The 16,935-nt window shown below is 61.5% G+C and carries 14 protein-coding genes; all 14 read left to right on the forward strand.

The features are described from left to right. The first annotated feature begins 1 nt into the window (after position 1). Positions 2–889: a flagellar motor stator protein MotA gene (motA, locus tag B3229_RS16865; RefSeq protein WP_048785880.1), complete on the forward strand. Its 888-nt coding sequence runs from the start codon at positions 2–4 to the stop codon at positions 887–889. Continuing rightward, positions 886–1,833 (forward strand): flagellar motor protein MotB, encoded by a 948-nt coding sequence (motB, locus tag B3229_RS16870; RefSeq protein WP_048785882.1) that lies wholly within the window; start codon positions 886–888, stop codon positions 1,831–1,833. Before motA ends, motB begins: the two co-directional genes overlap by 4 nt. Before the next feature lie 10 nt (positions 1,834–1,843). Next, complete coding sequence (gene cheA / locus B3229_RS16875) at positions 1,844–3,832, forward strand: chemotaxis protein CheA (protein WP_286872660.1); 1,989 nt, start codon at positions 1,844–1,846, stop codon at positions 3,830–3,832. Between the two features lie 22 nt (positions 3,833–3,854). Then, on the forward strand, positions 3,855–4,352 hold the full coding sequence (gene cheW, locus B3229_RS16880; RefSeq protein WP_033749739.1) for a chemotaxis protein CheW: 498 nt from the start codon (positions 3,855–3,857) through the stop codon (positions 4,350–4,352). A gap of 155 nt (positions 4,353–4,507) precedes the next feature. Then, complete coding sequence (locus tag B3229_RS16885; RefSeq protein ID WP_286872664.1) at positions 4,508–6,184, forward strand: methyl-accepting chemotaxis protein; 1,677 nt, start codon at positions 4,508–4,510, stop codon at positions 6,182–6,184. Between the two features lie 172 nt (positions 6,185–6,356). After that, positions 6,357–8,015 (forward strand): methyl-accepting chemotaxis protein, encoded by a 1,659-nt coding sequence (locus B3229_RS16890; RefSeq protein WP_286872667.1) that lies wholly within the window; start codon positions 6,357–6,359, stop codon positions 8,013–8,015. Between the two features lie 161 nt (positions 8,016–8,176). Beyond that, positions 8,177–9,853 carry a methyl-accepting chemotaxis protein gene (locus B3229_RS16895; protein WP_286872670.1) on the forward strand — a complete coding sequence of 559 codons (1,677 nt, stop codon included), beginning with the start codon at positions 8,177–8,179 and terminating at the stop codon, positions 9,851–9,853. Positions 9,854–9,938: 85 nt separating this feature from the next. Next, a complete protein-coding gene (gene cheR, locus B3229_RS16900) occupies positions 9,939–10,811 on the forward strand; it encodes a protein-glutamate O-methyltransferase CheR (protein WP_033749731.1) in 873 nt (290 codons plus the stop codon). Then, positions 10,811–11,860: a protein-glutamate methylesterase/protein-glutamine glutaminase gene (locus B3229_RS16905; RefSeq protein ID WP_033749729.1), complete on the forward strand. Its 1,050-nt coding sequence runs from the start codon at positions 10,811–10,813 to the stop codon at positions 11,858–11,860. Before cheR ends, B3229_RS16905 begins: the two co-directional genes overlap by 1 nt. Positions 11,861–11,899: 39 nt before the next feature. Then, positions 11,900–12,289: a chemotaxis response regulator CheY gene (gene cheY, locus B3229_RS16910; RefSeq protein WP_033749727.1), complete on the forward strand. Its 390-nt coding sequence runs from the start codon at positions 11,900–11,902 to the stop codon at positions 12,287–12,289. Positions 12,290–12,298: 9 nt separating this feature from the next. Next, positions 12,299–12,940, forward strand: coding sequence for a protein phosphatase CheZ (cheZ, locus tag B3229_RS16915; RefSeq protein WP_048783144.1), 642 nt, complete (start codon positions 12,299–12,301; stop codon positions 12,938–12,940). A gap of 184 nt (positions 12,941–13,124) precedes the next feature. Next, positions 13,125–14,276 (forward strand): flagellar biosynthesis protein FlhB, encoded by a 1,152-nt coding sequence (flhB, locus tag B3229_RS16920; protein WP_048783142.1) that lies wholly within the window; start codon positions 13,125–13,127, stop codon positions 14,274–14,276. Then, on the forward strand, positions 14,269–16,362 hold the full coding sequence (gene flhA / locus B3229_RS16925) for a flagellar biosynthesis protein FlhA (protein WP_048783140.1): 2,094 nt from the start codon (positions 14,269–14,271) through the stop codon (positions 16,360–16,362). The genes flhB and flhA overlap by 8 nt, the downstream gene beginning before the upstream one ends. Then, complete coding sequence (gene flhE, locus B3229_RS16930; RefSeq protein ID WP_048783138.1) at positions 16,362–16,766, forward strand: flagellar protein FlhE; 405 nt, start codon at positions 16,362–16,364, stop codon at positions 16,764–16,766. The genes flhA and flhE overlap by 1 nt, the downstream gene beginning before the upstream one ends. The last annotated feature ends 169 nt before the right edge of the window (positions 16,767–16,935 follow it).

A 16,935-nucleotide genomic window follows, 5' to 3' on the forward strand; every position in this document is an offset into this window, starting at 1 on the left:
AGTGCTGATCTTATTGGGTTATATCATTGTTGTCGCATCCGTGTTGGGCGGATATGCGCTGGTGGGTGGTCACCTGGGCGCGCTTTACCAGCCGTCAGAGCTGTTAATTATCGGCGGGGCCGCCCTTGGCGCTTTTTTCGTCGGCAACAACGGCAAGTCAATTAAAAAGACGGTAAAAGCGCTGCCGAAGCTGATGCGCGGCTCGAAATATAATAAATCCCTTTATATGGATTTAATGGCGCTGCTCTATCGCCTGATGGCCAAGTCGCGCCAGCAGGGCATGCTGTCGCTGGAGCGCGATATTGAAGATCCGGCACAGAGCGAAATTTTTGCTAATTATCCGCGTATTCTCGCCGATAAACAGCTGGTGGATTTTATTACCGATTATCTGCGTCTGATGGTCAGCGGCAACATGAACGCCTTTGAGATCGAGGCGCTGATGGATGAAGAGATTGAAACCTACGAACATGAATGCGAAGTGCCAGCGCAAAGTTTATCCGCCGTCGGCGACGGCCTGCCAGCCTTCGGCATCGTGGCGGCGGTAATGGGCGTGGTGCACGCGCTGGCCTCAGCGGACCGTCCGGCCGCCGAGCTGGGCGCGCTGGTGGCGCACGCGATGGTAGGGACCTTCCTCGGCATCCTGCTGGCGTACGGCTTTATCTCGCCGCTGGCGTCGGTGCTGCGCCAGAAATGCGCTGAAAACACCAAGATGATGCAGTGCATCAAGGTCACGCTGCTCTCCAGCCTGAACGGTTATGCGCCGCAGATCGCGGTGGAGTTTGGCCGTAAGACCCTTTACTCCGCGGAGCGTCCGTCGTTCAGCGAACTGGAGGAGCACGTACGTAACGCGAAGAACCCGGCGAAACAGACTTCGGACGAAACTGCATGAAGAACAGCAACCGTCCCATCATCGTCGTCAAAAAGCGCAAGCATAAAGGACACGAAGGCGGTCACGGCTCCTGGAAGATCGCCTATGCCGACTTTATGACGGCGATGATGGCCTTCTTTATGGTGATGTGGCTGCTCTCAATCTCCAGCCCGCAGGAGCTGGTGCAGATCGCCGAATATTTTAAAACGCCGCTGAAGGTCGCGATGACCGGCGGCAAACGCAGCAGCGACAGCGAAAGCCCGATTCCAGGCGGCGGCGACGACGCGACGCGCATAAAAGGCGAAGTGAAAAAGGTCGTCAATATGGATGAGCAGAAGCGCAAGCTCGACGAGATTCGCCTGAATCGCCTGCGCGAAAAGCTGGACCAGCTGATCGAAGCGGATCCTCGTCTGAAAACGCTGCGTCCGCATCTGATCATCAACATGGTGGAAGAGGGGTTGCGCATCCAGATTATCGACAGTCAGAACCGGCCGATGTTTAAAACCGGCAGCGCTGAAGTCGAGCCCTATATGCGCGATATCCTGCGCGGCATTGCGCCGCTGCTTAACGATATTCCAAACCGCATCAGCCTGGCGGGCCATACCGACGACTTTCAGTACGCGAATGGCGATCGCGGCTATAGCAACTGGGAGCTTTCCGCCGATCGCGCCAACGCCTCGCGTCGCGAGCTGGTAATGGGCGGGCTCGACGGCGGCAAAATACTGCGCGTGGTCGGCATGGCCGACACCATGAAACTGAAAAATCGCGTCGGTAACGATGCCGTAAACCGCCGCATTAGCCTGCTGGTGTTGAACCATGACACCGAAGCGGCGATTGAAAAAGAGAACGCCGAGAGCGACGCCGTACAGGTGAGCGATCCGGCGGCCATAGAAAAGATTACCGCGCCGCCTGTGCCGCAAGGCAGCAGCCCGGTAACCACAACAGCCCCCTCACAGCCGAGGTGATCCCGTGAGCATGGACATCAGCGATTTTTACCAGACGTTTTTCGATGAGGCCGATGAGCTGTTAGCTGATATGGAGCAGCATCTGCTGGGGCTCGATCCCCAGGAGCCAGACTCCGAGCAGCTAAATGCCATTTTCCGCGCCGCCCATTCGATAAAAGGCGGAGCCGGAACCTTTGGTTTTACGGTTTTGCAGGAAACTACCCACATTCTGGAAAATATTCTGGATGGTGCTCGTCGCGGCGAGATGCAGCTCAGCACCGACATCATCAACCTGTTTTTGGAAACCAAAGATATTATGCAGGAACAGCTCGATGCCTATAAAACCGCGCAGGAGCCTAACGCGGAAAGCTTTAACTACATCTGCGAAGCGCTGCGTCAGCTGGCGTTAGAAGCGAAAGGCCTGCCGGTCGCCGCACCGGCTGTTGCCGCCGCCGCGCCAGCCGTGCAGAGCGCGCCAGCCAGCAGCGGCCTGCGCGTGAAGCTGGTCGACCTGAAAGAGAAAGAGATCGATCTGATGCTGGAGGAGCTGGGCAATCTCGGCAGCCTGAGCAACGTGGTTAAAGGCAGCGATTTCCTTGAGGCGAGCATCGACGGCGTCAGCAAAGACGACATCGTGGCGGTGCTTTGCTTCGTGATCGAAGAGGCGCAGATCCGCTTCCCGGATGCTGACGCCGCGCCGGTCGCGGAGGTGGTGCCGGTCGCCGCGCCTGCGCCGGTCGCAGAAGCCGCGCCAGTGCAGAGCGCCAGCGTCAGCGAACTGCCGGTGGCGAAGCGTGAAGGCAAACGTGCCGCCGCGCCGGCTAAAACCAGCGAATCAAGCAGCATCCGCGTCGCGGTAGAGAAGGTCGATCAGCTGATCAACCTGGTCGGCGAACTGGTGATTACCCAGTCGATGCTGGCGCAGCGCTCGGGCGAACTTGATCCGGTGGCGCACGGCGACCTGCTGAATAGTATGGGCCAACTGGAGCGCAACGCGCGCGATCTGCAGGAATCGGTGATGTCGATCCGTATGATGCCGATGGAGTATGTCTTCAGCCGCTTCCCGCGCCTGGTGCGCGACCTGGCGAGCAAGCTGGGCAAAGAGGTGGAGCTGACGCTGCTCGGCAGCTCTACCGAACTCGACAAGAGCCTGATCGAACGCATTATCGATCCGTTAACGCATCTGGTGCGCAACAGCCTGGATCACGGCATCGAAGCGCCGGAAAAACGCCTGGCGGCGGGCAAGGTCGCCACCGGCAACCTGACGCTGTCGGCGGAACATCAGGGCGGCAACATCTGCATCGAAGTCTCTGACGACGGCGCCGGTCTGAACCGCGAGCGCATTCTCGCCAAAGCGCTCTCGTCCGGCCTGCCGGTCAGCGAAAACATGAGCGACGAAGAGGTCGGCATGCTGATCTTCGCCCCCGGCTTTTCCACCGCTGAGCAGGTCACCGACGTGTCGGGCCGCGGCGTTGGCATGGATGTGGTTAAGCGAAACATCCAGGAGATGGGCGGCCATGTGGAGATCGCCTCGAAGCAGGGCAAAGGCACCACTATCCGTATTCTGCTGCCGCTGACGCTGGCAATCCTCGACGGCATGTCGGTGCGCGTGGCGGACGAAGTCTTTATTCTGCCGCTTAACGCGGTGATGGAATCCCTGCAGCCGCGCGGCGAAGAGCTGAAGCCGCTGGCGGGCGGCGAATGCGTGCTGGAAGTGCGCGGCGAATACCTGCCGCTGGTCGAGCTGTGGAACGTGTTTGACGTGCAGGGCGCGAAAACCGAGGCGACGCAGGGCATCGTGGTGATCCTGCAGAGCGCCGGCAAACGCTACGCGCTGTTGGTCGATCAGCTTATTGGCCAGCATCAGGTGGTGGTGAAAAACCTCGAGAGCAACTATCGCAAGGTGCCTGGCATCTCTGCCGCCACCATCCTCGGCGACGGCAGCGTCGCGCTGATCGTTGACGTGTCGGCGCTGCAATCGCTCAACCGTGAAAAACGTGTGGCCGGCGCGGCCGCCTGACTGATAACAAAAGGGTAGAAACATGACTGGAATGGCAACCGTGACCAAAATCGCCGGCGAAACCGTCGGCCAGGAGTTCCTGGTATTTACGCTGGGAGACGAAGAGTACGGTATCGATATTCTTAAGGTGCAGGAGATCCGCGGCTACGATCAGGTCACGCGCATCGCCAACACGCCGGAGTTTATCAAGGGCGTTACCAATCTGCGCGGCGTCATCGTGCCGATTATCGATCTGCGCGTGAAGTTTTCCCAGCCGGATGTCGAGTACAACGACAACACCGTGGTGATCGTGCTGAATCTGGAGCATCGCGTGGTCGGCATCGTGGTGGACGGCGTCTCTGACGTGCTGTCGCTGACGCAGGATCAGATCCGTCCTTCGCCGGAATTCGCCGTGACCATGTCGACCGAGTACCTGACCGGTCTCGGCGCGCTCGGCGAGCGCATGCTGATTCTGGTGGACATCGAGAAGCTGCTGAGCAGCGAAGAGATGGCGCTGATGGATACGCTGCGCAGCGCGTAAGCCGCTTTTTCACGAGCCGGGATCAAGCCGGCTCGTTATTATTTGTTTTAAAAACAACAATATGCGCATTTTATTTATCCCGCCTTGCGCTAAATATATCCCGTGTTCTGCCGATACCTTTACTGCTTGATCTCCTACTTCTCCAGGGCTTCCTTATGCTAACCAAAATTCGTGTCGTCACCAGCTTGCTGCTGGTGTTATTGATGTTCGGCCTGTTCCAGGCATTCTCAGGGGCAGTGTTCTTCTCTGCATTGAGCGATGATAAAACCAGCTTCAACGTATCGCAGCTCGCCAGTAAAAATCTGCAGGCGCTTAACGACGCCTATATGAGCCTCAACCAGAGCCGCGTCGTGCTGACGCGTATTCAGCTGCGCATCGCCAACAGTAAGGTGGATGGCAGCACGCCGGATATCGCCTCGCTGTTTACCGACAGCCAGCATTTCCAGCAGGTTGCGGCGACCAATTTCGATCTGTTTAAAACCACGCCGGACACCCCGGGACAAGACGCGGCGCTCAACAACCGTCTGATGGACGCCTACGGCGCCTATGCGACCGCGCTGACCCAGCTGCAAGCCGCGCTGCAGGTTAACAATCTCGTCGAGGCGGGCAAGGCGCCGGTGGCGCCGAACCAGAACGCCTTCCTGCAGATCTATACCGACTGGCGCGCCAACCAGGCGCACCTTTCTGAACTGGGCGTGGAGAAAAACGCCAGCGCCTACACGCGCATGCTCTGGATCCTCGGCACCATCATGGCGCTGGTGGTGGTAGTTATCGCGCTCTGCTGGATTGGCCTGCGCCGCGTGCTGATCAATCCGCTGAACGCCAATATCGCCCACATCCAGCAGATTGCGCAGGGCGACCTGACGCAGCGGATCCACGCGGAAGGACGCAATGAGATGAGTCAGCTGGCCGCCAGCCTGCACGAGATGCAGCAGGCGCTGGTGCATACCGTCAGCAACGTGCGCGACGGCTCAGACGCCATCTTTACCGGCGCCAGCGAAATCTCCGCAGGCAACAACGATCTTTCCGCCCGCACTGAAGAGCAGGCGGCGTCGCTGGAGCAGACCGCCGCCAGCATGGAGCAGCTTACCGCCACGGTGAAACAGAACGCCGAGAACGCCCGCCAGGCGTCGCAGCTGGCGCTGAGCGCCTCGGAAACGGCGCAGAAAGGCGGCAGCGTGGTGGACGGGGTGGTGAAAACCATGAGCGACATCGCGGGCAGTTCGAAGAAGATCGCCGATATCACCAGCGTCATCGACGGCATCGCCTTCCAGACCAACATTCTGGCGCTGAACGCGGCGGTGGAAGCGGCGCGCGCGGGCGAACAGGGCCGCGGTTTCGCCGTGGTGGCGGGCGAAGTACGCAGCCTGGCGCAGCGCAGCGCGCAGGCGGCGAAAGAGATCAAATCGCTGATCGAAGACTCGGTAAACCGCGTCAATGCCGGCTCGCAGCTGGTGGGCACCGCGGGCGACACCATGAGCGAGATCGTCAGCGCGGTCACGCGCGTCACCGACATCATGGGCGAGATCGCCTCGGCGTCGGACGAGCAGAGCCGCGGCATCGACCAGGTCGGTCAGGCAGTGACGGAGATGGATCGCGTCACCCAGCAGAACGCCTCGCTGGTAGAGGAGTCCGCCGCCGCCGCCGCCTCGCTGGAGTCGCAGGCGAGCCGTCTGAGCCAGTCGGTGGCGGTCTTCAAGATCCCGCGCGCGGCGGCAGCGGCTGCTGGCACCCGACACGCCCAGATCGCGGCACCTGCGCTCAGCCCGGCCGCCGCGCCGCGCAAAGCGCTGGCCGCGCCAGGCAGCGACGCCAACTGGGAAACCTTCTGATCGGATACTCCGCTTAATATGCCGGGCAGCCGCCCGGCTTGTTACACCCTTCTACATTAAACCGCGCTTTAAAAACCTACATAACTGTAAAAACCGTTAAAGAGGCTCAGATCTGATGGCCGCGCGCCGATAGAGAGCCTGCACGTTTTTTTTATGACTCCCGGGAAAATATATGTTGAAACGAATCAAAGTGGTGACCAGCCTGATCGCCGTGCTGGCTATCTTTAGCCTGCTGCAGCTGACGTCGGGCGGGCTCTTCTGGTCCGCGCTGCAGAAAGATAAAGAGGCCTTCGCGCTGGCGCAGGTCTCCACCAGCAACGTCACGGCGATGACCGACGCCTGGATCGCGCTGAATCAGACGCGCATTACCCTCAACCGCGCCATGCTGCGGCTGCAGAGCAGCACGGCGGCCCAGATGAACGGCGGCCCGTTAGACGAGCTGGTGAAGCAGACCGAGCAGCAGCTGGCGCAGGCCGATCGCCATTTCAAAGTCTATTACGATCTTCCGTCGACGCCGGGTCTTGAGGTGGCGTTGCGCGACCGTCTTGAAGCGCAGTACGCCAGCTATCACGACGGCCTGGCCGGAATGCTGGAGCGCCTGAAGGCGCGCGATCTGCAGGGCATGTTCCGCTTCAATATCGAACAGACCCAGAACACGATGCAGGCGGCCTATGGCGAATGGCGCGCGAGGCAGACCACGCTCGCCGCCCAGGGCGCAGAGCAGAACCAGCGCGCCTTTACCCAGATGATGTGGCTGCTGGCGGCGGTAGCACTGCTGGTGATCGGCGTGGTCGTCGCCTGCTGGTTCGGCCTGCGTCACGTGCTGATCCAGCCGCTGCGCCAGCTGCTGATCCATATCCGTACCATTGCGGCGGGCGATCTCACCCAGCCAATTGCGGTGGAAGGGCGCAACGAGATGAGCCAGCTGGCGAATGGCCTGCAGGAGATGCAGCAGGCGCTGGTCAGCACCGTCAGCAACGTGCGCGACGGCTCCGACGCCATTCTGAGCGGCGCCAGCGAAATCGCGGCGGGCAACAACGATCTCTCCGCTCGCACCGAACAGCAGGCGGCGTCGCTGGAGCAGACCGCCGCCAGCATGGAGCAGCTTACCGCCACGGTGAAACAGAACGCCGAGAACGCGCGCCAGGCGTCCCAGCTGGCGCTGAGCGCCTCGGAAACCGCGCGCAAAGGCGGCAACGTGGTGGATGGCGTGGTGAAAACCATGAGCGACATCGCCGGCAGCTCGAAGAAGATCGCCGATATCACCGGCGTTATCGACGGCATCGCCTTCCAGACCAATATCCTGGCGCTGAACGCGGCGGTGGAAGCGGCGCGCGCGGGCGAGCAGGGCCGCGGCTTCGCCGTGGTGGCGGGCGAAGTGCGCAGCCTGGCGCAGCGCAGCGCCCAGGCGGCGAAAGAGATTAAATCGCTGATCGAAGACTCGGTGAACCGCGTCAATGCCGGCTCGCAGCTGGTGGGCACCGCAGGCGATACCATGAGCGAAATCGTCGGCGCGGTGACGCGCGTCACCGACATCATGGGTGAAATCGCCTCGGCGTCGGACGAGCAGAGCCGCGGCATCGACCAGGTCGGGCAGGCGGTGACGGAGATGGATCGCGTCACGCAGCAGAACGCCTCGCTGGTAGAGGAGTCCGCCTCGGCGGCCGCCTCGCTGGAAGATCAGGCGAGCCGCCTCAGCCAGTCGGTGGCGGTGTTTAACATTCCACGCGCTGCGCAGACGGTTCGCGCGGCGTCGCGCGCGGTGCCGGCTGCGCCGGTACGCAAGGCGCTGACCGCGCCAGCGAGCGGCGATAACTGGGAAACCTTTTAACCCGCAACACACTGCCCGCAGGGAAGCGGGCCTCTTCGATCCCGCCTGTTGCCGCGCCCATTTTCATTTTCACTCCAGCTGGTCCAACCCCGCGCTTCCTGCATAAAGATCCCCTCGCTGAGGCCGATAACTGGTGAGATCCGCCAACCAATGAGGTGTTTATGTTTAATCGAGTACGCGTTATCTCCGGGCTGCTGGGTGTGCTGGCGCTGTTTGTTCTGCTCCAGCTGGTTTCCGGAAGCGCTTTTTTCAATACGGTAAAAGCTGACAAAGAGAATTTTGCTTATAACCAGCGTCTCGCGACGCTACAGCAGGCGATGGGCACCTCATGGGTTTCCCTGGTACAGGCGCGCAACACCCTGAACCGGGCTGGCATCCGCTACCTGCTGGACAGCCAGCAGGCCGGCTCCGGCGCGACGGTGCAGGATCTGGTGGCGCTGGCCAACCAGGAGCTGAAGGTCGCCGATCAGGGCTTCGCCGACTTTAACGCCAACCTGTCGGAAAAGGGGAAAACCGCCGAGAACGTGCTGACGCTGCAGGCGAACTATAAAGCCTACCGCGACGCGCTGACCGAGCTGACCGGCTTCCTTGCCGCCGGTAACTTCAAGGGCTTTGTCGACCAGCCGACTCAGGGTTTTCAGGATAAGTTTGAAAACGATTACAACGCCTGGCAGAGCCATAACCAGCTGCTGGCGAAGCAGGGCATCGACGCCAATAACGCCGCTTACAATCACGCCATTCTCATGGCGATCGGCCTGGTGATCGCCTCGCTGCTGATCAGCCTGCTGGTCTGGACGGTCATGCGCGGCGCGCTGATCGGTCCGCTGAAGCTGAGCATCGAGCATATCCGCCATATCGCACGCGGCGACCTGACGCAGCCGATTACCTACAGCGTTCGTAACGAGCTGGGCGACCTGCTTGAGGCCCTGCAGGAGATGCAGCAGGAGCTGGCGCGCACCGTTTCCACCGTGCGCGACGGCGCGGACGCCATCTACACCGGCGCCAGCGAAATCGCCATCGGCAATAACGATCTCTCGTCCCGCACCGAAGAGCAGGCGGCGTCGCTGGAGCAGACCGCCGCCAGCATGGAGCAGCTTACCGCCACGGTGAAGCAGAACGCCGAGAACGCCCGTCAGGCGTCGCAGCTGGCGCTGAGCGCCTCGGAAACCGCGCAGAAGGGCGGCAAAGTGGTGGACGGCGTGGTGAAAACCATGAGCGACATCGCCGGCAGCTCGAAGAAAATCGCCGATATCACCAGCGTTATCGACGGCATCGCCTTCCAGACCAACATTCTGGCGCTGAACGCGGCGGTGGAAGCGGCGCGCGCGGGCGAGCAGGGCCGCGGATTCGCCGTGGTGGCGGGCGAAGTGCGCAGTCTGGCGCAGCGCAGCGCGCAGGCGGCGAAAGAGATTAAAGCGCTGATCGAGGACTCCGTGGCGCGCGTCGATACCGGCTCGGTGCTGGTAGAGAGCGCAGGCGAGACCATGCATGACATCGTCAGCGCGGTGACGCGCGTCACCGACATCATGGGCGAGATCGCCTCGGCGTCGGACGAGCAGAGCCGCGGCATCGATCAGGTCGGCCTCGCGGTGACGGAGATGGATCGCGTTACTCAGCAGAACGCCGCGCTGGTGGAAGAGTCCGCTTCGGCGGCCGCCTCGCTGGAAGATCAGGCCAGCCGACTGAAACAGGCGGTTTCTGTGTTCAATATTGGTAAAGAATTTGTCGCCCAGGCCGTTAACAGAACTACGGCGTCGAAAAGTTTACGACTGGACGCGCCGGCTGCGGCCTCCCGCGCGCCGGCTGTTCGCAGCGACGACAACTGGGAAACCTTTTAATCGCCTGGATGGTCGGGCCGGCGGCAACGCCGCCCGACATAGCAGCAGAATTTAATGAATTAAGTACAGTGCCAGGTGACCTGAAATGAAGAAATCGACGTTACTGGATCAAACCGAAGCGACCACGCTGCTCTCGCAGATGGTGCAGCGTCTGCCGCTTTCGGATACACACTTTCGTCGTATCAGCCAGCTGATCTATCAGCGCGCTGGCATTGTGCTGGCCGACCACAAGCGCGAAATGGTTTACAACCGCCTGGTGCGTCGTCTGCGCACGCTGAACATCGATGACTTCGGCCGCTATCTGGCGCTGCTGGAGAACGACGTCAACAGCGCAGAGTGGCAGGCCTTTATCAACGCGTTGACCACCAACCTGACGGCGTTTTTCCGCGAGGCGCACCACTTCCCCATTCTGGCGGAACACGCGCGCAAGCGCGCGGGCAGCTTCAACGTCTGGTGCGCCGCCGCCTCGACCGGTGAGGAGCCTTACTCGATCGCCATGACGCTGGCGGAAACGCTTGGCGCCGGACCGGGCAAGTTCCAGGTGCACGCCAGCGATATCGATACCCAGGTGCTGGAGAAGGCGATTTCCGGCGTCTATCGCCAGGAAGAGCTGCGTACGCTGTCGCAACAGCAGATGCAGCGCTTTTTCCTGCGCGGCACCGGCCCGCATGACGGCATGGTGCGAGTGCGTCCGGAACTGGCGAACAGCGTCAACTTCGCCCAGCTTAACCTGCTGGCGAACGAGTGGGCGCTGCCGGGGCCCTTCGATGCGATCTTCTGCCGCAACGTAATGATCTATTTCGATAAAGAGACGCAGGAAAAGATCCTGCGCCGTTTTGTTCCCCTGCTGAAGCCGGGCGGACTGCTGTTTGCCGGTCATTCAGAGAACTTTAGTCAGATCAGCAAAGAGTTCTGGCTGCGTGGACAAACCGTCTATGGACTGACGAAGGAAAGATGATGAGCAAAATCACCGTAATGTGCGTGGACGACTCCGCGCTGATGCGCCAGTTGATGACCGAAATCATCAACAGTCATCCCGATATGGAGATGGTGGCGACAGCGCCCGATCCGCTGGTCGCCCGCGATTTAATCAAGCAGTACAACCCGCAGGTGCTGACGCTGGATGTGGAGATGCCGCGCATGGACGGCCTCGACTTTCTCGAGAAGCTGATGCGTCTGCGTCCGATGCCGGTGGTGATGGTGTCGTCGCTGACCGGCAAAGGCTCGGAGATCACCCTGCGCGCGCTGGAGCTCGGGGCGGTGGATTTCGTCACCAAGCCGCAGCTCGGCATCCGCGAAGGGATGCTGGCCTACAGCCAGATGATCGCCGACAAGATCCGCGCGGCGGCGCGCGCGCAGCTGCACGCCCGTCCGATGATGCCGGCGCCGGTGACCCTAAAGGCTGGGCCGCTGCTGAGCAGCGAAAAGCTGATCGCCATCGGCTCTTCCACTGGCGGCACCGAAGCGATTCGCCACGTGCTGCAGCCGCTGCCGCCGACCAGTCCGGCGCTGATGATCACCCAGCATATGCCGCCGGGCTTTACCAAATCCTTCGCCGATCGCCTGAACAAGCTCTGTCAGATCACGGTGAAAGAGGCGGAGGACGGCGAGCGCATCCTGCCTGGTCACGCCTACATCGCCCCTGGCGCGATGCATATGGAGCTGGCGCGCAGCGGCGCCAACTATGTAGTGAAACTGAATGAAGGCCCGCCGGTGAACCGCCACAAACCCTCTGTGGACGTGCTGTTCAAATCGGTGGCCATCAACGCCGGACGTAACGCGGTGGGCGTCATCCTCACCGGCATGGGCAACGACGGCGCGGCGGGCATGCTGGAAATGCATCGCGCCGGCGCCTGGACCATCGCGCAGAGCGAAGCCTCCTGCGTGGTCTTTGGAATGCCGCGAGAAGCCATCGCCAGCGGCGGTGTGAGCGAAGTCGTGGATTTAGGCAACATCAGCCAGCATATGCTGGCAAAAATTAGCGCCGGACAGGCACTGCGTATTTAACAGGCCCGTCCTGCCGGGCGAGATAACACAGGAGTAATTATGGCTGATAAAAACATGCGCTTTTTGGTGGTGGACGACTTCAACACGATGCGTCGTATTGTGCGTAACCTGCTGAAAGAGCTGGGTTTCAATAACGTCGAAGAAGCGGAAGATGGCGTAGACGCTCTCGGCAAGCTGAAAGCGGGCGGTTTCGACTTCGTGATCTCCGACTGGAACATGCCGAACATGGATGGCCTGCAGCTGCTGCAGACCATTCGCGCCGACGCCGCGCTGGGCAAGCTGCCGGTGCTGATGGTGACCGCGGAAGCGAAGAAAGAGAACATTATCGCCGCCGCACAGGCTGGCGCCAGCGGCTACGTGGTGAAGCCTTTCACCGCTGCCACGCTGGAAGAGAAGTTAGGCAAGATCTTCGAAAAACTGGGCATGTAAGGAGATGTGATGAGCGACCTTCCGAAACCAACTGAGGATGCCTCGGCACACGATATCATTTCTCGCATTGGCTCTCTGACGCGCATGCTGCGCGACAGTTTGCGCGAGCTGGGGCTGGATAAAGCCATCGCCGATGCGGCTGAAGCCATTCCCGATGCGCGCGATCGTCTGGATTATGTGGTGCAGATGACGGCGCAGGCCGCCGACCGTGCGCTGAACTGCGTCGAAGCGGCGCAACCGCATCAGGATAAAATGGAAGCCGGGGCAACCCAGCTGAAAGGGCGTTGGGACCAATGGTTTGAAAACCCGATTGAACTGGCCGATGCGCGGGAGTTGGTGACGGATACGCGCGAATTCCTCAGCGAAGTGCCAGAGCATACCGCCTTTACCAACAAGCAGCTGCTTGAAATCATGATGGCGCAGGATTTCCAGGACCTGACCGGTCAGGTTATCAAGCGCATGATGGATGTGATCCAGGAGATTGAGCGCCAGCTGTTGATGGTGCTGCTGGAGAACATGCCGGAAGTCAGCGCCGAGAAGCGTCAGGAGGGCACCAGCCTGCTGAATGGTCCGCAGATTCACGCCGATGCGCCGGGCGTGGTGGCGAACCAGGATCAGGTTGACGACCTGCTGGATAGCTTAGGGTTCTGACCCTGCGTCGCCAGCCGCCAGGCTGGCGGCCTCTTGTGATAAGCGGGACCGCCCTCCAGCGGTCTCGTTCCCCTTTCCCAAACTCATCCGCCAAAGAACGCCTCTTTTCCCCGTTTTATCTTCGCTTTAACCAAAGCCAAATTTGGCATTCTATGCTCAGAATTCCTACCCACTGAGGTTTGTCGTGGCTGAAGAGAGCGACGAGGACAAAACAGAATCGCCCACACCCCACCGACTTGAAAAAGCGCGTGAAGAGGGGCAGATTCCGCGTTCGCGCGAGCTGACGTCGGTGCTGATGCTGCTGGCGGGACTGATGATCCTCTGGCTGGGCGGCACGCTGATGGCGCGCCAGCTGGCGGCGATGGTCGCCTCCGGGCTGCGTTTCGACCACAGCATGGTGAACGACAGCAAGCTGATTATCGGCCATATCAGCAGCCTGATCGGCCAGGCGGTTATGGCGCTGCTGCCGCTAATGGGCGGGCTGGTGCTGGTGGCGATCGCCGCGCCGATGCTGCTGGGCGGCATTGTCATCAGCGGCAAATCGATCAAGATGGACTTTAAAAAGCTCAATCCGCTGCCTGGCTTCGCCCGCATGTTCGCCGCGCAGGCCTGGACCGAGCTCTTCAAGGGCATCCTGAAGGCGATTCTGGTGGGCAGCGTCGGCGGCTGGTACATCTGGTCGCACTGGCCAGAGATGCTGCGGCTGATCAGCCAGTCTCCCACCAATGCGCTGATGCACGGGCTGGGGATGATCGCCGCCTGCTGCGCGCTGGTGATCCTCGGCCTGATCCCGATGGTGGGCTATGACGTTTTCTGGCAGCTCTACAGCTACTACAAAAAGCTGCGCATGTCGCGCCAGGAGATCCGCGACGAATTCAAACAGCAGGAAGGCGACCCGCACGTCAAAGGACGCATTCGCCAGGCGATGCGCGCCGCCGCGCGCCGCCGCATGATGTCCGATGTGCCTAAGGCGGACGTGATCGTGACCAACCCGACGCACTACTCGGTGGCGCTGCAGTACAACGAGAACAAGATGAGCGCGCCGAAAGTGGTGGCGAAAGGGGCGGGCGAGGTGGCGTTGAAGATCCGCGAAATCGCCGCAGAGCATCGCATTCCGCTGCTAGAGGCGCCGCCGCTGGCGCGCGCCCTCTACCGGCATACTGAAATCGGCCAGCAGATCCCCGGCGCGCTTTACGCGGCGGTAGCGGAAGTGCTGGCCTGGGTCTGGCAGCTGCGTCGCTGGAAGCGCGAAGGCGGCCTGATACCGAACAAACCGAAAAACCTGCCGGTCCCGGCAGAGATGGACTTTGCAGGAGAGAAGCGAAACGATGGCTAACCTGGCCGCAAAACTGCGTTTACCGAACAATCTGAAAGATACACAGTGGCAGGTGCTTGCCGGTCCCGTGTTGATCATGATGATCCTGTCGATGATGGTGCTGCCGTTGCCCGCCTTCATCCTCGATCTGCTGTTCACCTTTAATATCGCGCTCTCGATTATGGTGCTGCTGGTGGCGATGTTCACCCAGCGCACGCTGGAGTTCGCCGCCTTCCCGACCATTCTGCTCTTCTCGACGCTGCTGCGCCTGGCGCTGAACGTCGCCTCGACGCGTATCATTTTAATGGAAGGCCACACCGGCGCGGGCGCGGCGGGACGGGTGGTCGAGGCGTTCGGCCACTTCCTCGTCGGCGGCAACTTCGCCATCGGCATCGTGGTGTTCGTTATCCTGGTGGTGATCAACTTCATGGTTATCACCAAAGGCGCAGGGCGTATCGCGGAAGTGGGCGCGCGCTTCGTGCTTGACGGCATGCCGGGCAAACAGATGGCGATCGACGCCGACCTGAACGCCGGCCTGATCGGCGAACAGGAGGCGAAAACGCGCCGTAGCGAAGTGACGCAGGAAGCGGACTTCTACGGTTCGATGGACGGCGCCAGTAAGTTCGTGCGCGGCGACGCCATCGCCGGCATTCTCATTATGGTGATTAACGTGATCGGCGGGCTGCTGGTCGGCGTGGTGCAGCACGGCATGGACATTGGCCACGCCGCCGAGACCTATACGCTGCTGACCATCGGCGACGGTCTGGTGGCGCAGATCCCGGCTCTGGTGATCTCAACCGCGGCGGGCGTGATCGTCACCCGCGTCGGCACCGATCAGGATGTCGGCGAGCAGATGGTGGGGCAGCTGTTCAATAACCCGCGCGTCATGCTGCTCAGCGCCGGCGTGCTTGGCCTGCTTGGCATGGTGCCCGGCATGCCGAACTTCGTGTTTTTGCTGTTTACCGGCGCGCTGCTCGGCCTGGCCTGGTGGATGCGCGGCCGCGAGATGGAGGCGAAGAAGAATCCGGAAGCCGCCAGCAGCGCGGTGATGAAAGCGTCCGACACGCCAGCCAATACCGAAGCCTCGTGGACCGACGTGCAGCTGGAGGACACGCTGGGCATGGAGGTCGGCTATCGCCTGATCCCGATGGTGGACAGCACCCAGAACGGCGAGCTGCTGGGCCGTATCCGCAGCATCCGTAAAAAGGTGGCGCAGGATGTCGGCTTTCTGCCGCCGGTGGTGCATATCCGCGACAACATGGAGCTGCCGCCGGCGCGCTACCGCATTCTGATGAAAGGGGTCGAGATCGGCAGCGGCGATGCCTATCCAGGCCGCTGGATGGCGATCAACCCAGGCACGGCGGCGGGCACGCTGCCGGGCGAGGCGACGGTCGATCCGGCGTTCGGCCTGGCGGCCATCTGGATCGACAGCGCGCTGAAAGAGCAGGCGCAGATTCAGGGCTTTACCGTGGTTGAGGCGAGCACCGTGGTGGCGACGCATCTTAACCACCTGATTGGCCAGTACGCCAGCGAGCTGTTTGGTCGTCAGGAGGCGCAGCAGCTGCTCGATCGCGTCAGCCAGGAGATGCCGAAGCTGACGGAAGATCTGGTGCCAGGCGTTATCACCCTGACGACGCTGCACAAGGTGCTGCAAAACCTGCTGATCGAGCGCGTCTCGATCCGCGATATGCGCACCATTATCGAAACGCTGGCGGAACACGCGCCGGTGCAGAACGATCCGCAGGAGTTGACCAGCGTGGTCCGCGTAGCGCTGGGCCGCGCCATTACCCAGCAGTGGTTCCCGGGCAATGACGAAGTGCAGGTGATCGGCCTCGATACTACACTGGAGCGTCTGCTGCTGCAGGCGCTGCAGGGCGGAGGCGGGCTGGAGCCGGGCCTGGCCGACCGACTGCTGGAGCAGGCGCAGGCCGCGCTCCAGCGTCAGGAGATGCTGGGCGCGCCGCCGGTGCTGCTGGTCAATCATCCGCTGCGCGCGCTGCTGGCGCGTTTCCTGCGCCGCAATCTGCCGCAGCTGGTGGTGCTCTCTAATATGGAGCTGACCGACAATCGCCATATCCGTATGACCGCCACCATCGGAGGCAAATAATGCGTTACGGGCTGTGGGGACTGGCGCTGCTGTCGCTGACGGCGCTGCCGCTTTACGCCGCGTCGGGCGCGTGGCACGCCAGCGTTAGCGGTCCGCCGCTGAGCAACCGCGGCGCCTGGGTGAAGTCAAAGCCGCTGCGTGCGCCGCCGGGCGTTTCCGGCACGGTGAATCTGATTAACTGGCGCTATCAGCTTACCGGCGCGGCGCCGTCGGGATTGCAGGTGAAGCTCTGCGGCGCGCAGCGCTGCGCCTCGCTGGAGGGCGGCAGCGGCGCGACGCGCGAACTGGCCTCGCTGGACGCCAGCGAAACGCTCTATATGGTGTTCGGCGTGGCGGGCAGGGGAGCATTGCCGCCGGGTTTGCAGGTGCTGAGCAGCGAAGTGATGGTGAATTACCAGAATTAAAAAACCCCGCCGCGGCGGGGTTTTTTGTGGCTAAGGTGCAAACGCGGATAGCGTGGTCCGATCGCAAAGTCGCTCAAGGCATCCCTGCGCGCTCGGCCCGCGTGAATACGCACCTCATCCCTGAGGTGCGCCCGTAAACAGGCCAACGCGGTGCGTTGTTCAAAAACGC

This window comes from Pantoea sp. UBA5035 (assembly GCF_002415245.1).
In the GTDB taxonomy this organism is placed as follows: domain Bacteria; phylum Pseudomonadota; class Gammaproteobacteria; order Enterobacterales; family Enterobacteriaceae; genus Pantoea; species Pantoea septica.